At 61.4% G+C, this 16,550-nt stretch carries 19 protein-coding genes; 4 read left to right on the top strand and 15 right to left on the bottom strand.

What is annotated here, in order from left to right; translation table 11 throughout:
• Window positions 1-57: 57 nt before the first annotated feature.
• On the top strand, window positions 58-861 hold the full coding sequence (locus V3C40_RS01690) for an outer membrane protein assembly factor BamD (RefSeq protein WP_034755339.1): 804 nt from the start codon (window positions 58-60) through the stop codon (window positions 859-861).
• 95 nt (window positions 862-956) lie between these two features.
• Here V3C40_RS01690 and yaaA read toward each other — a convergent pair whose 3' ends face one another.
• Window positions 957-1,727, bottom strand: a complete 771-nt coding sequence (yaaA, locus tag V3C40_RS01685) for a peroxide stress protein YaaA (protein ID WP_331776311.1) — start codon at window positions 1,725-1,727, stop codon at window positions 957-959.
• Window positions 1,728-1,757: 30 nt separating this feature from the next.
• Here yaaA and V3C40_RS01680 point away from each other — a divergent pair, with 30 nt between their 5' ends.
• The 3 genes from V3C40_RS01680 to V3C40_RS01670 all read left to right on the top strand — a co-directional run bounded on the left by V3C40_RS01680 (window position 1,758) and on the right by V3C40_RS01670 (window position 4,606).
• Window positions 1,758-2,192: a putative toxin-antitoxin system toxin component, PIN family gene (locus V3C40_RS01680; RefSeq protein WP_034755336.1), complete on the top strand. Its 435-nt coding sequence runs from the start codon at window positions 1,758-1,760 to the stop codon at window positions 2,190-2,192.
• Between the two features lie 83 nt (window positions 2,193-2,275).
• Window positions 2,276-3,454 (top strand): pyridoxal phosphate-dependent aminotransferase, encoded by a 1,179-nt coding sequence (locus V3C40_RS01675; RefSeq protein ID WP_331776310.1) that lies wholly within the window; start codon window positions 2,276-2,278, stop codon window positions 3,452-3,454.
• A 48-nt stretch (window positions 3,455-3,502) separates the two neighbouring features.
• Window positions 3,503-4,606: an HD-GYP domain-containing protein gene (locus tag V3C40_RS01670; protein ID WP_034755334.1), complete on the top strand. Its 1,104-nt coding sequence runs from the start codon at window positions 3,503-3,505 to the stop codon at window positions 4,604-4,606.
• Window positions 4,607-4,696: 90 nt separating this feature from the next.
• On the opposite strand, the gene V3C40_RS01665 is transcribed toward V3C40_RS01670, so the two are convergent.
• The 14 genes from V3C40_RS01665 to V3C40_RS01600 all read right to left on the bottom strand — a co-directional run bounded on the left by V3C40_RS01665 (window position 4,697) and on the right by V3C40_RS01600 (window position 16,519).
• Window positions 4,697-5,794: a serine hydrolase domain-containing protein gene (locus V3C40_RS01665; RefSeq protein WP_331776309.1), complete on the bottom strand. Its 1,098-nt coding sequence runs from the start codon at window positions 5,792-5,794 to the stop codon at window positions 4,697-4,699.
• Between the two features lie 95 nt (window positions 5,795-5,889).
• Complete coding sequence (locus tag V3C40_RS01660; RefSeq protein WP_331776308.1) at window positions 5,890-6,792, bottom strand: alpha/beta hydrolase; 903 nt, start codon at window positions 6,790-6,792, stop codon at window positions 5,890-5,892.
• A gap of 26 nt (window positions 6,793-6,818) precedes the next feature.
• A complete protein-coding gene (locus V3C40_RS01655) occupies window positions 6,819-7,889 on the bottom strand; it encodes a tetratricopeptide repeat protein (RefSeq protein WP_331776307.1) in 1,071 nt (356 codons plus the stop codon).
• A gap of 17 nt (window positions 7,890-7,906) precedes the next feature.
• Entirely contained in the window at window positions 7,907-8,809 is a 903-nt protein-coding gene (locus tag V3C40_RS01650; RefSeq protein WP_034755331.1) for an ExeA family protein, read from the bottom strand.
• The gene (gene mshL / locus V3C40_RS01645) at window positions 8,810-10,600 is read right to left on the bottom strand and encodes a pilus (MSHA type) biogenesis protein MshL (protein ID WP_331776306.1); all 1,791 of its coding nucleotides are present in this window, start codon (window positions 10,598-10,600) and stop codon (window positions 8,810-8,812) included.
• 38 nt (window positions 10,601-10,638) lie between these two features.
• On the bottom strand, window positions 10,639-11,040 hold the full coding sequence (locus V3C40_RS01640) for a hypothetical protein (RefSeq protein WP_051991629.1): 402 nt from the start codon (window positions 11,038-11,040) through the stop codon (window positions 10,639-10,641).
• Window positions 11,025-11,723, bottom strand: a complete 699-nt coding sequence (gene gspM / locus V3C40_RS01635; RefSeq protein ID WP_331776305.1) for a type II secretion system protein GspM — start codon at window positions 11,721-11,723, stop codon at window positions 11,025-11,027. Before gspM ends, V3C40_RS01640 begins: the two co-directional genes overlap by 16 nt.
• Window positions 11,723-12,385: an MSHA biogenesis protein MshI gene (locus V3C40_RS01630; protein WP_331776304.1), complete on the bottom strand. Its 663-nt coding sequence runs from the start codon at window positions 12,383-12,385 to the stop codon at window positions 11,723-11,725. Before V3C40_RS01630 ends, gspM begins: the two co-directional genes overlap by 1 nt.
• The gene (locus tag V3C40_RS01625) at window positions 12,382-13,341 is read right to left on the bottom strand and encodes an agglutinin biogenesis protein MshI (RefSeq protein WP_072453282.1); all 960 of its coding nucleotides are present in this window, start codon (window positions 13,339-13,341) and stop codon (window positions 12,382-12,384) included. The genes V3C40_RS01630 and V3C40_RS01625 overlap by 4 nt, the downstream gene beginning before the upstream one ends.
• Before the next feature lie 131 nt (window positions 13,342-13,472).
• Window positions 13,473-13,901, bottom strand: a complete 429-nt coding sequence (locus V3C40_RS01620) for an agglutinin biogenesis protein MshP (protein ID WP_319991321.1) — start codon at window positions 13,899-13,901, stop codon at window positions 13,473-13,475.
• Complete coding sequence (locus V3C40_RS01615; RefSeq protein ID WP_319991320.1) at window positions 13,898-14,827, bottom strand: prepilin-type N-terminal cleavage/methylation domain-containing protein; 930 nt, start codon at window positions 14,825-14,827, stop codon at window positions 13,898-13,900. The genes V3C40_RS01620 and V3C40_RS01615 overlap by 4 nt, the downstream gene beginning before the upstream one ends.
• The gene (locus V3C40_RS01610) at window positions 14,824-15,390 is read right to left on the bottom strand and encodes a type IV pilus modification PilV family protein (protein WP_319991319.1); all 567 of its coding nucleotides are present in this window, start codon (window positions 15,388-15,390) and stop codon (window positions 14,824-14,826) included. Before V3C40_RS01610 ends, V3C40_RS01615 begins: the two co-directional genes overlap by 4 nt.
• A complete protein-coding gene (locus tag V3C40_RS01605; RefSeq protein WP_319991318.1) occupies window positions 15,377-15,916 on the bottom strand; it encodes a pilus assembly FimT family protein in 540 nt (179 codons plus the stop codon). Before V3C40_RS01605 ends, V3C40_RS01610 begins: the two co-directional genes overlap by 14 nt.
• A gap of 144 nt (window positions 15,917-16,060) precedes the next feature.
• Entirely contained in the window at window positions 16,061-16,519 is a 459-nt protein-coding gene (locus tag V3C40_RS01600) for a type II secretion system protein (RefSeq protein WP_331776303.1), read from the bottom strand.
• Window positions 16,520-16,550: the final 31 nt, after the last annotated feature.

The raw sequence follows: 16,550 nt of genomic DNA, 5'->3' as shown, positions 1-16,550 counted from the left end.
CATCGGCTATAATCAGCCTATTGTAAAATCTTGGTTAAAACCTTCTTGCAAAACGTCATGCAAAAAAAATTATCGTTGGTAGTCGCTTCAGTCGTTCTGCTCGGCATGTCCGCTTGCAGCTTGTTGCCTGAAAAAGTGGATGAGACCAAAAACTGGTCCGTTACGAAATTATACTCGGAGGCGCGTGAAGAAATGGCCGGGCAGCACTATGAAGCTGCAATCGGCCTGTTCCAGAAGCTGGAGGCTAACTATCCTTTCGGCAACTATGCTCTGCAAGCGCAGATGGAGATCGCTTACGCGTATTATAAGTCGGGAGACCAGGCGCAGGCACTGGCTGCCGTCGAACGCTTCATCAAGTTGCATCCGAACCACGCCAATGTGGACTATATGTACTACTTGCGTGGCCTGATCAGCTTTAATGACCAGATCAGCTTCCTGAACTTCCTGTACGAGCAAGACCCGACCGAGCGCGATCCGAAAGCCACGCGCGAAGCGTTTGCCGCCTTCAAGCAACTGGTCGACAAGTTCCCGAATAGTAAATATGCGCCCGATTCGCTGGCCCGCATGAACTATTTGATCGATGCCATGGCGAAATACGAAGTGCACGTGGCGCGCTATTACTACCGCCGCGGCGCCTACCTGGCCGCCGCCAACCGCGCGCAAACGACGGTCAGCGACTTCCGTGCCTCGCCGGCCATCGAAGAAGCGCTGTTCATCATGTACCGCTCGTATGACAAGCTGGGCCTGACCGACCTGCGCGACGACGCCTTGCGCGTGCTGACCAAGAACTACCCGAACACGGCATTCCTCAGCCCGGAAGGGGTGAACAAGGAACGCAAGTGGTGGAAATTCTGGCAGTAAGATAAGAAAAAACCGGGCTAGCCCGGTTTTTTCTTATCCCAACGGCAAAATCCGGGGTCGTACCTGAGGGTACGACCCCAGCATTTGCTTTAGGGTTATTCTCCGACCTTGCGCCGAAACACCCAGCTAGTATCGTTCGATGCCTCCGGCACATACGCATAACCATCGACGTCGAACTGCTTCAGCTGCTCGGGATCGCGGATCTGGTTGACGGCCGCATAGCGGGCCAGCATGCCGCGCGCGCGCTTGGCGTAGAACGAGATGATTTTGTATTTGCCGTTCTTCCAGTCCTCGAACACGGGCGCGATGACGGGCACGTCCAGCTGGCGCGGCTTGACGGATTTGAAATATTCTTCGGAAGCCAGGTTGACCAGCACTTGCGCACCCTGCTCCCTGGCTGTACGGTTCAGGCCGTTGGTGATAGTGTCGCCCCAGAACGCATACAAATCCTTGCCGCGCGTGGTCGACAGCCGCGTGCCCATTTCCAGGCGATGCGGGTGGATCAGGTCCAGCGGGCGCAGCAAGCCGTACAGGCCCGACAGGATGCGCACGCGCGACTGGGCATAGTCGAGCTGGGCCGGCTGCAGGCTGCGCGCCTCGAAACCGGCATACACGTCGCCATTGAAGGCCATGATGGCCTGGCGCGCGTCATCAAGCTGGGGTGTCCAGGACGCGTAGCGGGCCACGTTCAGAGCCGACAAGGCGTCGGAAATGCCCATCAGGCTGCCCACTTCGGCGGGCGAAAACTGGCGCATGCGGGCTATGAGCTGGGCGGAATGGTCGAGAAAATCGGGAGTGCTGTGCAACGAGGTTGTTGGCGGCGTCTCCAGGTCGAGACTCTTGGCGGGCGAAAGCACGATCAACATAAATTATCACTACAGAATAGAATTGCCGACATGATACCTGCTCCACAAAAACTCGTCCTCGACACCAACGTTTGCCTCGACCTGTTCGTCTTCAACGACCCGCGCTGGGCGGGGCTGCTGGCGGCCATGGAAAGCGGCGCCGTACATGCCATCACGCGCGAAGATTGCCGCGCGGAATATCTGGTCGTGCTGCACTACAAGCATCTGCCCCTAGATGAAGCGAGCCGTGCCGTCGCCGCCGCCCGCTTCGACGCCCACATCACGGTCGTAGCGCCGCCCGTGTCCGGCGTGCGCCTGCCCGTCTGCACGGACAAGGATGACCAGAAATTCCTCGAACTGGCGCGCGACGCCAACGCCGACATCCTGATCACCAAGGACAAGGCGCTGCTGAAACTGGCCCGCAAGACGGCCAAGGCCGGCATGTTCAAGATCATGGTGCCGGAAGGCTGGGCCTTGCCAGGCTGAGCCTTTAAAGCCCCGCACGCAACGGGGCGCGCTGCGCTAGAATGGGACACGATTCCACTTTCCGCACCGCGCCCCTACCGCTCATGAACAGCCCGTCCCTGCCCTACACGACTCCCGCCCTGACCACCCGCTTGCCTGCTGTCGGCACCACCGTGTTTACCCGCATGTCCAGCCTGGCGGCCCAGCATGGCGCCGTCAACCTGGGCCAGGGCTTTCCCGACTTCGATTGCGCGCCTGAACTGGTCGACCGCGTCAGCGACGCCATGCGCGCCGGCCACAACCAGTATCCGATGATGACGGGCGCCGCGCCCTTGCGTGAAGCGATTGCCGCGAAGATCGCCAGCCTGTACGGCCATAGCTATGATGCGGGCACGGAAATCACCGTCACGGCCGGTGCCACGCAGGCGCTCACCACCGCCATCCTGTGCTGCGTGCATCCGGGAGACGAAGTCATCGTCATCGAACCGGCCTACGACAGCTATTTGCCCGCCATCGCGCTGGCCGGCGGCGTGCCCGTGCTCGTCTCCATGGAGGTGGGTGAACACGGCTACAGCGTGCCGTGGGACAAGCTGGCCGCTGCCGTAAGCAGCAAGACGCGCCTGATCATCATCAATACGCCGCACAACCCGACTGGCACGATCTTGCGCCCCGCCGATGTGGCCGCGCTGGCCGACATCGTGCGCGGCACGCAAATCTTGATACTGTCCGACGAAGTCTACGAACACATGGTGTACGACGGCGTGCGCCATGAGTCGCTCGCGCGCAACCCGGAACTGGCGGCGCGCAGCTTCATCGTCTCCAGCTTCGGCAAGACGTATCACGTGACGGGCTGGAAGGTCGGCTATGTAGCCGCCCCGGCCGCACTGACGGCGGAGTTTCGCAAGGTGCACCAGTACAACGTCTTTACCGTCAACACGCCGATGCAGCACGGCCTGGCCGGCTACATGGCCGCCCCGCAGCCCTACCTGGACTTGCCCGCGTTTTACCAGCGCAAACGCGACTTGTTCCGCGATGGCCTGGCGGGCAGCCGCTTTACCCTGCTGCCGGCCGACGGCACGTATTTCCAGTGCGTGCGCTACGATGCCATTTCGCAAGAGAGCGAAGCACAGTTCGCCGAATGGCTGACGACGGAAATCAAGGTGGCCGCCATTCCCGTGTCCGCGTTTTATGCGCAGGGCAAGGAGTCGGGCATCGTGCGCTTCTGCTTTGCCAAGAAAGACGAAACCTTGCGCCTTGCGCTCGAGCGCCTGCGCAGCATATAACCGAGCACTGAACATGGCTTCGCTGTGGCGGGGCAAAGGATGACAAGCATGGTACAGCGTCGCATCGGCCCGGCCGACCTGGTTCCCGGCGAACCCCTGCCCTGGGATCTGTTTCTGGCCGACCACAGCGCCGGCCCGCAATTGCGCAAGGGACAGATCATCACGGATGGCGCGCAGCTGGGGCGGCTAATGCAGCTGGGCCTGTACGTGGGCGCACCGGACCAGCCATCCGTCTTGCGCTTGCTCAACGAAGCGGCGCAGCGCCTGGAACGCTTGCTGCTAGCCTTGCGCAGCGAAAACAATGCCGAGCGCGACGTACGCGACATCGCCCGCGAACTGCTGCGCGCGCTCGAGCACGATGCCGATATCGCCCTGGCCAGCATCCTGCTCAATCAGATCGCCGGCAGCTACGCCGTGCGCCACTGCATCGAAACGGCGCTGCTGGCCATGCTGGTCGGACGCAGCATGCACAAGTCCCACGACGAATTGCTGTTGATCGGCGCGGCCGCGCTGACGATGAACGTGGGCATGCTGCGCCACCACGACAGTTTCCAGGATCGGCGCGGCCCCCTGAACGACGAAGAAATGCGCATCGTGCGCCAGCATCCGCAGGAAAGCACGGAACTGTTGCGATGCGCCGGTGTCGACGACGAGGAATGGCTGAGCTGTGTGCTCTTGCACCATGAAAACGACGATGGCAGCGGCTACCCGCAGGGGCGCACGGCCGATGAAATCCTGCAAAATGCCAAGCTGATCGGCCTGGCCGACCGCTATTGCGCCCGCGTCTCGGCGCGCAACTACCGGCGCTCCATCGTGCCCGACCAGGCGCTGCAGCACATCTTCCTCGACCAGGGCGTACCTATCGATCCGCTGCTGGGAGAACAGTTCGTCAATCTGCTGGGCAAATATCCGCCTGGCACTCTGGTGCGCCTGCGCAGCGGCGAACTGGGCGTCGTCACGCAACGGGGCGCCGGCCAGGTCCACCCGCTCAGCGACCCGCTGGGCGCGCCGCTGGCCGCCGCCCAGCTATCGCAGATGACGCCGCGCGACACGGGCGACAGCCAGTTCGCCATCGTTTCCTCGCTGCATGAAGATGATGCGGGCGTGCGCTTCAGCATGCGGCATGTGTGGGGGGATGAAGCCAGGTTGTAGCGCTTATTGGCATGGGATCGCAATACGCGAATGTCTTGCTGACAAGTTTCGCAGGCAGCCTGCAAAATTGATGATTCGAAGTGATCTTTACTATCTCAAAAGATTGCTATTCATCACTATTTCTCTTATTTTTATTTCAAAATAGTAATGAAGGGCGCTGTCTTCGCTGAACTGATTTTCCAGGACAACAACGTCGACATCTTTTTCAGGGAAATACATTTTGATTGATGCAAAGCCCAAGCCTTTTCCGGAGTGGCCGATGTATTTAATCGGCGTCTTATCACTGACATAGACACCATAACCATAGCCATTTTTTTCAGCACCGAAAGCGACATGCTGACTGGATATGTCATATTTTGTCATCAGTTTGTAGGTTTCCGGCTTTAAGATTTTTCCCTTATGAAGTTTTTCATCCCAGGCATTCAAATCCCTTGCATTTGAAACAATGCCTCCAGCGGGAATAAAGTCAACCCAGCCTTGCCCCTGAACCGGATGCACTTTCAATGCAAATACATTTTTCGAATTGACGTACCCATTGATGACGTTATTATTCTTGCCTTCCTCATAGCAAAAACTATTGTCCATTGCCAGCTCTTTGAACAAGTCATTTGCCGCTTCGATATACTTTTTCCCGCTTGTTTTTTCAAAAATATGCCCCAGCATGGCGTACGTCGTCACGCCATATAAAAAGTCCGTTCCGGGCTTGAAGCTCAGCGGTGCGTCAATCTCGGTGATTCCTGCCGAAAAGTTGAGCAGCTGATGCACGGTCACCTTGTCGGCCCACGCCTGCGGCAAATCAGGCAAGTATTTTCTAACGGGACTATGCAAGTCGATCCTGCCTTTTTCAACTTCCCGCAAAATCAGCGCTGCCGTAATCTGCTTGCTATTCGACATGATCCTGAAGTTATCGTCCAGTTTCAACGGTACCTTATTTTCAAAATCCGCATAGCCATAGGCTTTTGAGTATATGGTTTTCCCATGTTGCGTAATGAGAATGACCCCATTAAAACTTCTCGGACTGGTTTCCTTGATCAAGCTGTCAATTTGAGCAGCGTAGTCACCTGACTTGTCCGCAGGTGAATCACCTTCAGCATGGGCATTGGCGAATACAGCGCTTGTCAATAGAAAGGAAATCGCCAATATGGCGAGTGGCGCAGTCGTTTTTTTGTCAGCATCAGAAGTTTTCATGGGGATATTATCGTTTGGTTTAAGAACTTCAACTGAGAAAATTATACCCTCGCCCCCTGGGTGGCTACGAATTCAAACGGCCAGCACCAGAACCGTCAGTTTGAAGACTTCAAATACGCGCGCAAGCCATGCGTCAGAATAAAGGGAAACACGCTCGCATGGTCTTCATCCTCGAACACGCGCAAGCGCGTCTTCAGGCCCGGGTACTTGTGCGATTTCAGCTTGCCATCGAACTCGCGCAAGTCGGCCAGCATGTCGGCCTCTTCCTCCAAACGCGAACGCTTCTTGCCCGCCGCCAGCTTTTCCAGGCCGCCGATGCCGAAGAATACGGACGCGGGCAAGTCCTTGTGGCTGGCGGCATACGCCTGCTCGCGGTCGAACATGACGCCGGCGTCGTACCAGAGCGACGGGCTGCCGAGGATGTAGTGCTCGAAGGTGCGCGGTTCCGTCAGCAAAAATTGCAGGCCCAGCAGGCTACCGTAAGAGTGGCCGATGAAGACCTTGCGCTGCATGTTGACGCGATAGTTACTGGCGATAAAGGGAAACACCTCGCCCGAAATGAACTGGCCATACGCCTTCGCTTCGCCAAACGCCGGCTGCCGCCCCGGCATGTCCGAACGGTAATCGTGCTTGCGCGGCGTGGTGGGCGTGTAGTCGCGGCGGCGGCTGTACACCCCGCCATCGCCGTTGGCGTACGACAGGCCGACCACCACGACTTCTTCCATCCCCGCATGCTTGTTCAGACGCTGCGCGATATTGCGCACGATGGCGAACGAGTAATTGGCATCCACGACGAACAGCACCGGATAGCGTTTATTTCCCTGCCGATAGGAATCGGGCAAGGCGACATATAGCTGATAGTCGCGTTTCAGGGCTTGTGCACGGATGTCGCGCACTTCCGTATTTTCCAGCACGTAGTTGGCTGGCGGGCTGGCGGGTGCGGCCAGGGCGCTGCTGGCCAGGCAGCACAGGACGATGAGCAGATTGCGAGGTTTCAAGCTGGTGTCTTTCATTGAGGTAAAAGTTACTTCGCCGCAGCCGCCGTCAGTTGCACCAATTTGCGTTCGACAAACGCCTGCAATTGCGGCGACAGGGTTTGCAAGCCCTTGGCCCGCTCGAACGCCTGGCGTGCCTGGGCTGGGTGGTTGTCCGCTTGCAAGGCGATGCCCAGGCCCATCCACCAGACGCTGTTGTCGGGCGCCGTCTGCAGGGCCTGCTGATAATGTTCCGATGCTTCGCGGTAGCGCTGTTCGCGCTGCAGCACGCCGGCCAGGAAGGCGTGGTATTCGCCGTTGTCGGTCGCATACGGCAAGCTGCGCGTGAGGGTATCGAGTGCGGCCACGCCGCCGTTGGCCTTGTCCAGCTGCAGACGGGCCAGCATCATCGCTTGCGCCGGCTGTTTCGGGTCCAATGCCAGGCTCAGCTGCAACTGGCGGGCCGCCTCGTCGGGGCGCTGCGCTTCGAGCAGCAGACGCACCAGGGTTTCGCGCGCGCCCTGGTGGCGCGGGTCCAGCTGCAGGGTCTGCTGTAAGGCCAGCATGGCGTCGGAGACGCGGCCATCCTGCAACTGGGCCAGCGCGCGCCGGTATTCATTCTCCACGCGCTGCTGGGCAGTGACATGCTTGCCGTCGATGATGCGCTCGCTGGCGGCCGGTGCTGGCGTTTTTACCACGGACGCAGCGGCAGGCTTGGCCGCTTTTTCCGCGATGCGGCGCAATTCGGCGGGCCGCGCCTTGGCGGGCGCGGGGGCAACTTCCTCGGCCTGGAACACGGGCTCGGGTTCCACCGCCGCGATGGGCGCAACTGGTGCCGCCACCACGGGAGCCGGTGCAACGACAGGCACCGGCACTGGTACGGGAGCCAGAACAGGCGTACTGGCCACATTGATCAGCACGGGCGGCACGGCCGGGCGCTTCAGGTAGACCCAGCCCAGGGCGATGGCGGCGGCCGTCAAGCCGGCAGCGCCGCCGAAGACCAGCGCGCGCGGCAGGCCCCGCTCGCGTTCGGGCACGGAGCGGATGCCGGCCGCGTCGCCGCGTCCATCGGGGGTGCCGCGCGCATCGAGGTCTTGCAACATCTTGTTAATCAGGCTCATCTACAGGCTCATCTTCGTCATCGGTTCAATAAAGTCCAGCTCACGCCGCAGGCGGCGGCCAGCACGCCGGCGCCGGCCAGCCATGGCCAGGGCTTCTGCCAGAAGCGCGGCTTGCTGGCCAGGGTATCGCTGGCGGCCAGCGCCACGTGGCGCCCGCTCACCTGCTGCCGGCCTTCGCCATACGCCACCATCAGCGCCTTGTGCGCCATGATGTTGATCAGGCGCGGGATGCCGCCGGAAGCCTGGTACAGCTTGCGCACGCCGCCACGGCTGAACAGGCGCGCGCCATCGAAACCGGCCACGCGCAGCCGGTGCGCCACATAGAAATCCACGTCGTCGCGCGACAGCGGACCCAGGTGGTAGTGAAAGGTGATGCGCTGTGCCAGCTGGCGGATTTCCGGCAGGGCCAGCTTGACGTCGAGTTCCGGCTGGCCGAACAGCACGATTTGCAGCAGCTTGCGCTTTTCCGTTTCCAGATTCGTCAGCAGGCGCAGCGCTTCGAGGCTATCGACGGGAATCGCCTGCGCTTCGTCCAGGCACAGCAGCACCCGCTTGCCCTGCGCCGCCAGGTTGAGCAGGCGCAGATTGAGGGACTTGAGCAACTGATGCTGATCAGCATCTTTCTCCAGCAATACATCGAGGTCGTCGGCCAGCGCCAGGATCAGCGAACGGGGCGGCAAGTTCGGATTCGGGATGTAGGCCGTGACGAAATCCGGCCCCAGCGATTGCATGAACTTGCGGCAAAGAAAAGTCTTCCCGGTCCCCACTTCGCCAGTGATCTTGATGAAGCCCTCGCCATTGCGCGCCGCCACCAGCAAGGTATTGAGCGCCTTTTGCGACTGCGGGCCGTTGAAGAAGAAACTGGTATCGGGCGTGAGGCCGAACGGCGCCTCGCGCAAGCCGAAATGGGCCTGGTACATTTAGCGCCGCTCCGACGGCCGGCGTGGGTCGAGCGCCTCGATGCGCTTGCCCGAATCGAGCAAGTCCTCGTTCCAGCTATTGGCGCCATCGACGATGGTCGGCTTGATCAGCACCACCAGCTCGCGCTTCTGGATCACCTGCCCCGTGTTGCGGAACAGCGCGCCCAGCACGGGAAGGTCGCCCGCGCCCGGCACTTGCGAGCGGTCCGCCGTGGTGGCCTGGCGCATCAGGCCGCCGATGGCGACGATGCGGCCATCCTGGCTGCGCACCATGCTGTCCATCTCGGACGTGCTCGATGCGGCCAGCGGCAGTTTCAGCGAACCGGCGCTGCCCAGGTCGATTTCCTTGCTGATGGTCGACACCTGGCTCACGGACGGATGCACGTGCAGGATGATGTTGCCATCCGCGTCGATCTGCGGCGTCACGTCCAGCACCACGCCGGAAAAGAAGGGCTGCAAGGTCACGTTGGGGCTGGTCGTCGCGCCGCTGGCCGTCGTGTTCGTCGTGGTCGACACACCCGTCACGTAAAACTCGTCCGTGCCGATTTTCAGCACGGCTTTCTGGTTGTTCATGGTGGCGATGCGCGGGCTCGACAGTACGTGCACGGAGCCTTGCGATTCCAGGAAGGAAATCATGGCGGCGAAATTGGCCGTCTGGAAAGCCAGGCCGAACATGGAACCGGCCGCGTTTGCCGCCGAACTGAGGCCAAAGCCGCTGCTGGCCGTCAAGCCATTGCCGGTGGTCATGTTGGGCGGCTGGCCGCCGTTGAACGGCAGTGGCGCCAGGGTGCCGCCCGGCTGGATGAAACCGGTCGAGATGCGGTTCGTGTGGCCGCTCTTGATCGAGGCGAACGAGGCCCAGTTGATGCCCGTTTGCGTGTTGTCGTTGAGTTCAACTTCGAGGATTTTCGCTTCCAGGATCACCTGGCGGTCGACGGACAATTGCGTGGCCTTCAGGTACATGTCGACATTGCGCAACTCTTCCGGCATGGCGCGGATGACGATCACGCCCGACTGCGGGCTCAGTACCACTTGCCGCCCGCCTTCGCTGCTGCCGACGATGGCTTCCAGCGCCGCTCTCAATTCCGGCCAGAAATCGGCCGTCGACGAGGTGGTCAGGTTGCTGCTGTCCAGGGTGCGGCCGCCCTGGCCGCCATTGGTTTGCTGGTTCTGCTCGTTATTCTGGTTGTTGCCCTGGTTATTGCCCTGGCTGTTATTGCTGCCCGAGCCGCCCGAGTTGGTCGAGCCCACCGAACCCACGGACGTCGACGAGACGCGCAGGTTGGAACTGCCGCGGCGCGCGCCCGTCAGGTAATTGACGTGGAACAAACGCGTCTGCATGGTCAGGGGCTTGATGTAGATTTGCGTGCCCTCGACCTTGTAATCGTAGCCATACAGTTCGCGCACGGCGTCGAGCGCCTGGAACAGGGTCACGTCCTTCAGGTTGGCGGAAATCGTGCCGCCGATGTCGGGATGGACCAGCATGTTGTAGCGTGTGCCAGCCACGATGGAAGTGAAGAACTGGCGCGCCGGCACATTGTTGAACGCCACGTTGAAGCGCTCGTCGAGCGCGGCGCGGGCCTTTGGCAATTGCTGGGCCAGTGCCGCCACGGGCGGCAGCAGCGCCGCTTCCACGGCATCGGGCTGGGCCGCTGGCGCCGTGGTGGCCGCCGCGCCCTTGACGGCATCGGAGATCGCATTGTAGGTGTCGCGCTTGACGGGCGCGACATTGCAGCCGCCCAGGCCCAGGCTGACGCTGATGACAGCCGCCATCGTACTGATCTTGAACATGCTCGCCTTGTGTTGATTGAGTTGCTTGGCCACTTCTTCTACTCCTGCTTGCTGCCGGTCTTGCTATCGGTCTTGCGATCGGCCTTGTTATCGGTCTTGCTGCTCGGGTACAGCTTGAAGGTTTCCAGTGATTTGCCACGCCGCAACAGCACAGCCGTGTCGTGGATTTCCGTCACCACGGCGTCGCCCACCTTGCTGCCAACCTTGACCGTCTGGCCATCGATGACGGCCAGGCGGCGTCCGCCCGGCTGGGTGGAAATGAGCACCGATTGCAGCTGAGGCCGGGCCGCAACGACGGGCGCGGCGCTGGCGGGTGCCCACAGGGCCGCAGGCGGACGCGTCGGATCATCGAGCGCCTGCGCCTGCGCGCCCGGCCATGCCAGGCTCAACGCAAGAAAAGGCGCCAGCAGCGCGGGACCAAAGGTCAGAGTGCGATCCATGTGTCGTCCATGCTGAGGGTATGTAAGGTCAAGGTCAGGGTGGCGCTTGGGTAGCTGGCCGCATCGAGGTGGGCGGCGCCCCAGAAGACGCGCGTCGGCATCGCTTGCAGCGCCTGCATGTATTGCACCATGTCCGCATAGCTGCCTTGCAGCACCACTTCCACGCCATGCTGGTGCAGCAACGGCGCCAGGGCCGGCGCCTTGGCGGCATCCGCCTTGGCTGCCGCATCGCCGTTTGCGGTTTCAGCCTGATGTGCGCCGACTGCGCTGCCGGGCAAGGTTTTCAGCGACACCAGGCGCAATCCCGCGTGCCGGCGCAGCAGGTGCTCAAGCAAGGTAACCATGCGCTCGGGCGCCACCAGGCCATGCTGCTTCTCGCGCAGCGCCTGCGCCAGGGATGCCGTTTCCGCCTGCAGGGCCAGCAGGCGCGCGCGCGCTTCCTTGTCGGGATCGGTGGCATGGGCGAGCATGGTCAGCTCGATTTCCTTGTTCGTCGCGGTCAACAGACTTTGCTTTTGCGCAATGCTCGCTTCCAGCGCTGCGTGCTTCGCCAGCAAGGGATTGAGGCTCATGAAATAAAATACGAACAGGATGGCGGCCGCACCGGCACCAAACACCATCAGCCGCTCGCGCAGGCTGAGGGCGTCGAAGGCGGTGGCCCATTTCTTCAGCAAGGGCAGCATCAGCGTGTTCCTCCCGCAACAGGTTTGGGCGGCGTGACAGCACGCTCCGCCGACTGCAGGCTGAACGCGACGTAAGGCAGGCTGGCCGCCTTGCCCTCGGCCACGGCCGGCTGCTCGGGCTGGCTGATGTCGAGGCTGGCAAAGCTCTTGCCTTTGAGTATTTCCTGCTGGCCCAGGCGCGTGATGTACGCGGGCAGCAGCGACGCGTGCAAGGCGCGGCCCTGCAAGCCAAAGTCATTGCCGGCGCCGGCGATGTCCACGCCCGTCAGCCATACGCCTTCGACCCTGGCCTGCGCCAGCGCGCGGAAATAGCCGGCATAGCCGAGGGTATTGCCCAGCTTGCCGCTGTCCAGCATGCTAGCCGCGTCTTGCAGCAACTGGCGCTGCGCCTCGACGGCCGCCAGTTCCTGCGCCAGGGCCAGCTCTTTCTTGCGTGGCGGGTAATCGCGCAAAATCTGGTCGCGCTTCGCCTCGACTTGCGCCAGTGCCGCCTTGACGCCCGCTTCGCGCTGTTCCAGGCTGGCCATTGCCTGCCGGGCCAGTACGCCCAGGACCAGCAAGACGAGCGCCAGCGCGCACAGGCCCAGGCCGGCCGTGCTTGCCGACATATGGTGTTGTTTCAGTTCAAACTGGGGATTGAACAGATTGATCTGCTGGCTCATGCGCCCTTCCCTTCGTGCTTGCCCGGATGCGGGCCAAGCTCGCGCAAGGCAGCCCCGATGGCCAGGAAGTAGCGCGCCTGCATGGCGGGATCGCGCAATTCGGCGGCCTGCGACAAGTCCAGCACGGTGGCCAGGTCCAGCTGCTCGACGGGCATGTAGAGATTGTCGGCCAGGTAGGCGTGCAAGCCATCGCTGGCGCCCGTCATCAGCATCAACCGGGCCAGCGAAATGAAATGGAACTGGCGGTCGAAGTGGTCGAACGAGCGCTGCAGTTCCAGGGTAACGCGGTCGTAGTACTGGCTGGCGTCGGGCGACTGCAATTGTGCCAGGGTCACGTCGATGCGGCGCGCCTGATACAGCTCGCCATTGAAACTCATGGTCAGCAAGCCGCCGTCGCCATCGAAGAACAGCACGGCGATGCCGCGTCCCGGCGTTTCCAGCAAGGTGGCGATATTACGCTGCGCCATTTCGGGGATATCGATCACGGACAGGCCGATCTTGCATTCGGCGTACTGCACCTGGCGGCGCGACACGGCGCTGTTGCGCGCGGCGACGGCAAACACGCTGCTGCCCCGCTGGGTGCCGTTCGGATCGCCGGGAATGTCGAACACGTCGATAGTGGCGTCGGCCAGCGGAAAGTCCAGCATATCCTTCAGGCGCCAGCCCACGGCCGTCTTCAACTCCTCGCGCGGCACGGCCGGCGCTTCCAGCGACAGCAGCTGGTATTCGCCGCCAGCCAGCACGCTGGTGCAATGGCGCGAGGGGGCCTGCAGCTCCTTGCCCAGTTTTTCCAGCACCTCGGCCGGCGCCGGTCGTGCGGCCGCCTGGTAGCTGGCACGCAGCACGCGCGGCATCCCGCCGGCGGGACGTTCGACAACGACAGCGCTGACGCCCTCGCGGCCAAACGCCGTGGCCAGCCAGCCATCGTACTTCTTTGCTCTTGCGAATAAACCCATGCGAACTATCCAGTGTAAGTGCCTGCCCGATCTTGTCGCGCAGTTAATGCATCCAGCCAATTTTAATTCATGAAGCCAACTTTATTGTGTAAAAACAATAAATTAGCGATCTTTTTTTCACGCAGTTGACCTTACTGCGACAACACGGCTTGCAGGCGGCGCTGGACGTAATCGGGGTTATTGCCCGCGTTCGGGCAGCCGGCAGGCCCAGGCTGGTTGCAAGCGGTGGCCGTGATGGTCCAGCTGGTCAAGGTGCCGGGACCGGTGCCGCGACTGCACTGCACGTTGACGGAAAAGATAGACAGCGAGGTGCCTGCAGGCAAGGCAAACGACTTGACGGGATCACACTGTCCATCGACCAACTGCCGGTACACGCCCCACTCGATACCTGCCCGGGCGGCCTGCTCGGCGCGCACGCCCTGCACGTCCAGTGCAGACTCAACCTGCTGCAGGGTAAAAATATTCACCATCGCGGCGCCCAGACCCGCCAGCACCACCAACAGGAAAATCGCCGTGACCAGGCTGAAACCGCGCATGCGGCGCAAGGAAAATGTAGTCATGGCGTATTGCTGACCTGTACCTGCTGCACCAGGCGCAGCGTTCCCGTGTTGCTGTTTTCCGCGCCGAGGCTCAGCACGATGCTGAGCAAGCCGCGCGGCACATTTTTCAGTACTTCATAGGTAAAGCAACCTTCGGGCGGAGTTGCTTCCGTCGCGGGAACGCCAGACCTGCCAAGCGTGTTCTTCAGGATTTTTTGCGCCAGCAAGGCACGCACAGGAGCAGTCGACAGCGGCGCAGCCGCCGCATTGAGCGGCTGCGCTGCCTGGATGGTATAGCCGGAATAGCGCGTCAGGGTACCGGTCTGCGGATCGCAAACATAGCTGACAGGCGTCGTCACGACCTGAAAACGGTGCGATGGCGAAGGAAATTTTTGCGGCGACTGCGCGAGGAAGGGATTGCCCTGCAATGTCACCACGGCGCCGCTGACAGCCGCGACCTGCGCCAGATTGCAAATGCCGCCGTTGACAGCACAGCCGTAGGCGTCCGGCAGGTTATCGCCCATATTGTAGACGGCAATAAAGTCGCCGGGCGCGATCGCCGGCACGTTTCCGACGACAGTGAATTGATTGGGATCGACACCAGGGCCGACGGGATTGAAAGCCAGTACGGCCCCGAGGCCTGGCGGATCATCCTCAGACAGGTAGCGGCCGCCGGATTTCGTCAGCAGCAGCTCCAGGTACTTGCCATTCGTGCTGACACGCACACTATTGGGCAGCGCAAGACGCAGGTCGCGCGCGATGCGCCGCACGGCCGTATCGGCCACGTCGGCCAGGTCGGCGCGGGCATTGGCATCAACATAACCTTGCACGGGCAGGCGTATGAACATGGCCACCATGCCGCCGATGATGCCGGTGATGACGATCACGATGATCATCTCCACCAGGGTAAAGCCGCGCGCGCGGCGCCGGGAAAAATAGATATTCATGGGATGCTGTTCGGCGCGTAGCGCGTGCGGTAGCCGTCGAGCACGACCTGCTGCTTGTCGCCATAAGCGACGCTGACCTGGATATGCAGCACATTCGGTGCCGCGATGCCGTTCAGCGCGACGGAATTCATGCTGACTGTCGCCGCATATTGGTTGGCAAGCGATGAAAAAGGATTGCCGGCCACATCCGTGGTGTACGTGATGGCGCTGCCATCCTTGGCCACGTAATCGTTGACGTTGTCATAAGGCCGCTGCGTTGCACCACCCTGTATCCCGGGCGCCTCCACGACACCACAGCCGGCCACACTGATGGCCGTCTCGGCTGCCGGGTCGTTCACTGCGCAAAAAGTAAACCGCGCGCCCTCGATTTCGTCGAGCATGCCTTCCGCAATGGCCAGCGCCTGCTTGCGCAGCTGCGGGTCGACGCTGTTGCGCGTCGTCAGGTCCATCACGCCGAGGATGCCCACCACCGCTACGCCCACAATGACGATGAAAAGCACCAGTTCGATCAAGGTCACGCCGGCCTGGGTGCGCCTGGCGGCATGGCGCCTAGCGGTACACATAGCCGGTCTCCGGTGATACCTTGATCTGGTATTGCTGCCCGCCACCCGCCACGGCCAGCACCAGTATCTCGCGAAAATCGCCATACACCGTGTAATACGGACGCCCCAGCGGGTCAAAGTAAAAGCCGGCGGGGCCGTCCGACAGCGTGACGGACGACGGCCATCCTTCGCACAGCCAGTTGCTCCACCCGCCGCAAGCGAGCAGGGTTTCCTTGCTGCCGCTGTTCGTGCCAGTGGGTGGCACGGTGCGGCTGGCCGGGCTGTCACAGGCCTGCGTGAAACACAGGGCCATGCTTTTGGCATTGATGCGGACATACACGGGACGGTTTTGCGCTACCGCAAGCTTTTGCCCATAGCGCACGATACTTGCCACCTGATCGCTGGCACTGCGCACGTCAAAAGTGTCGCGCTGGAAAAACCGGTTGACGGCAAAGGTCGCCAGCAGGCCGGCGATCACCATCACGGCCACCAGTTCGATCAAGGTAAAGCCGCGCGCAGGCGTACGCCTCAGCGAGCCTGGCGGCACTGCGTGGCGATGCGGACAAACTGTCGGTGGCTGCTGCAATGGATGGCCCGTAAAAAAGCCCAACGGGCTGGCGCCTGGGGTTGGGCTGGTGGTGCGCAAGGAAGGCCGGGCGTGGCCTGACTTTCCTTGCAGAGTCTTCAACTATTACTTGCAGGTATCGACGGCTGCAGCGACCGTGATGATCGGCGCATCGCCTGCCTTAGTCGGAGCAGCGTAGGTAACCGAGCAGCCCGAACGTGTGCCATCGGGCGTCACTACACCACCGGAAAATTTGTAATCAGGATCGGTCAAGCCGGCCGCCACAATGATGCTGTCAGTGGTCGGGTAGCCAAAATTACCTTCAATATCCTTGCCGTCCATCTGCACTTTCGGTGACTCGACGGAACCCTTGACCAGCCACTGCGCATGGTACAACGCCGAGCCAGCCTTGATGGCGCCAGCGGCCGCATTCATCTTGGCCACGCGCGCATCGGTCGACATGTCGATGAATTTAGGAATCGCCGTCGCCGCCAGGATGCCGAGGATCACGATGACGACGATCAGTTCGATCAGGGTAAAACCTGCCTGGGCGCCGCTTTTCATACTACGTAAAGACTTATTCATACCTGCTCTCCAAAATCAAATAAAAACATTA

The organism is Janthinobacterium sp. LS2A (genome assembly GCF_036543145.1).
In the GTDB taxonomy this organism is placed as follows: domain Bacteria; phylum Pseudomonadota; class Gammaproteobacteria; order Burkholderiales; family Burkholderiaceae_D; genus Janthinobacterium; species Janthinobacterium aestuarii.
This window is presented reverse-complemented; position numbering and strand designations above follow the sequence as displayed.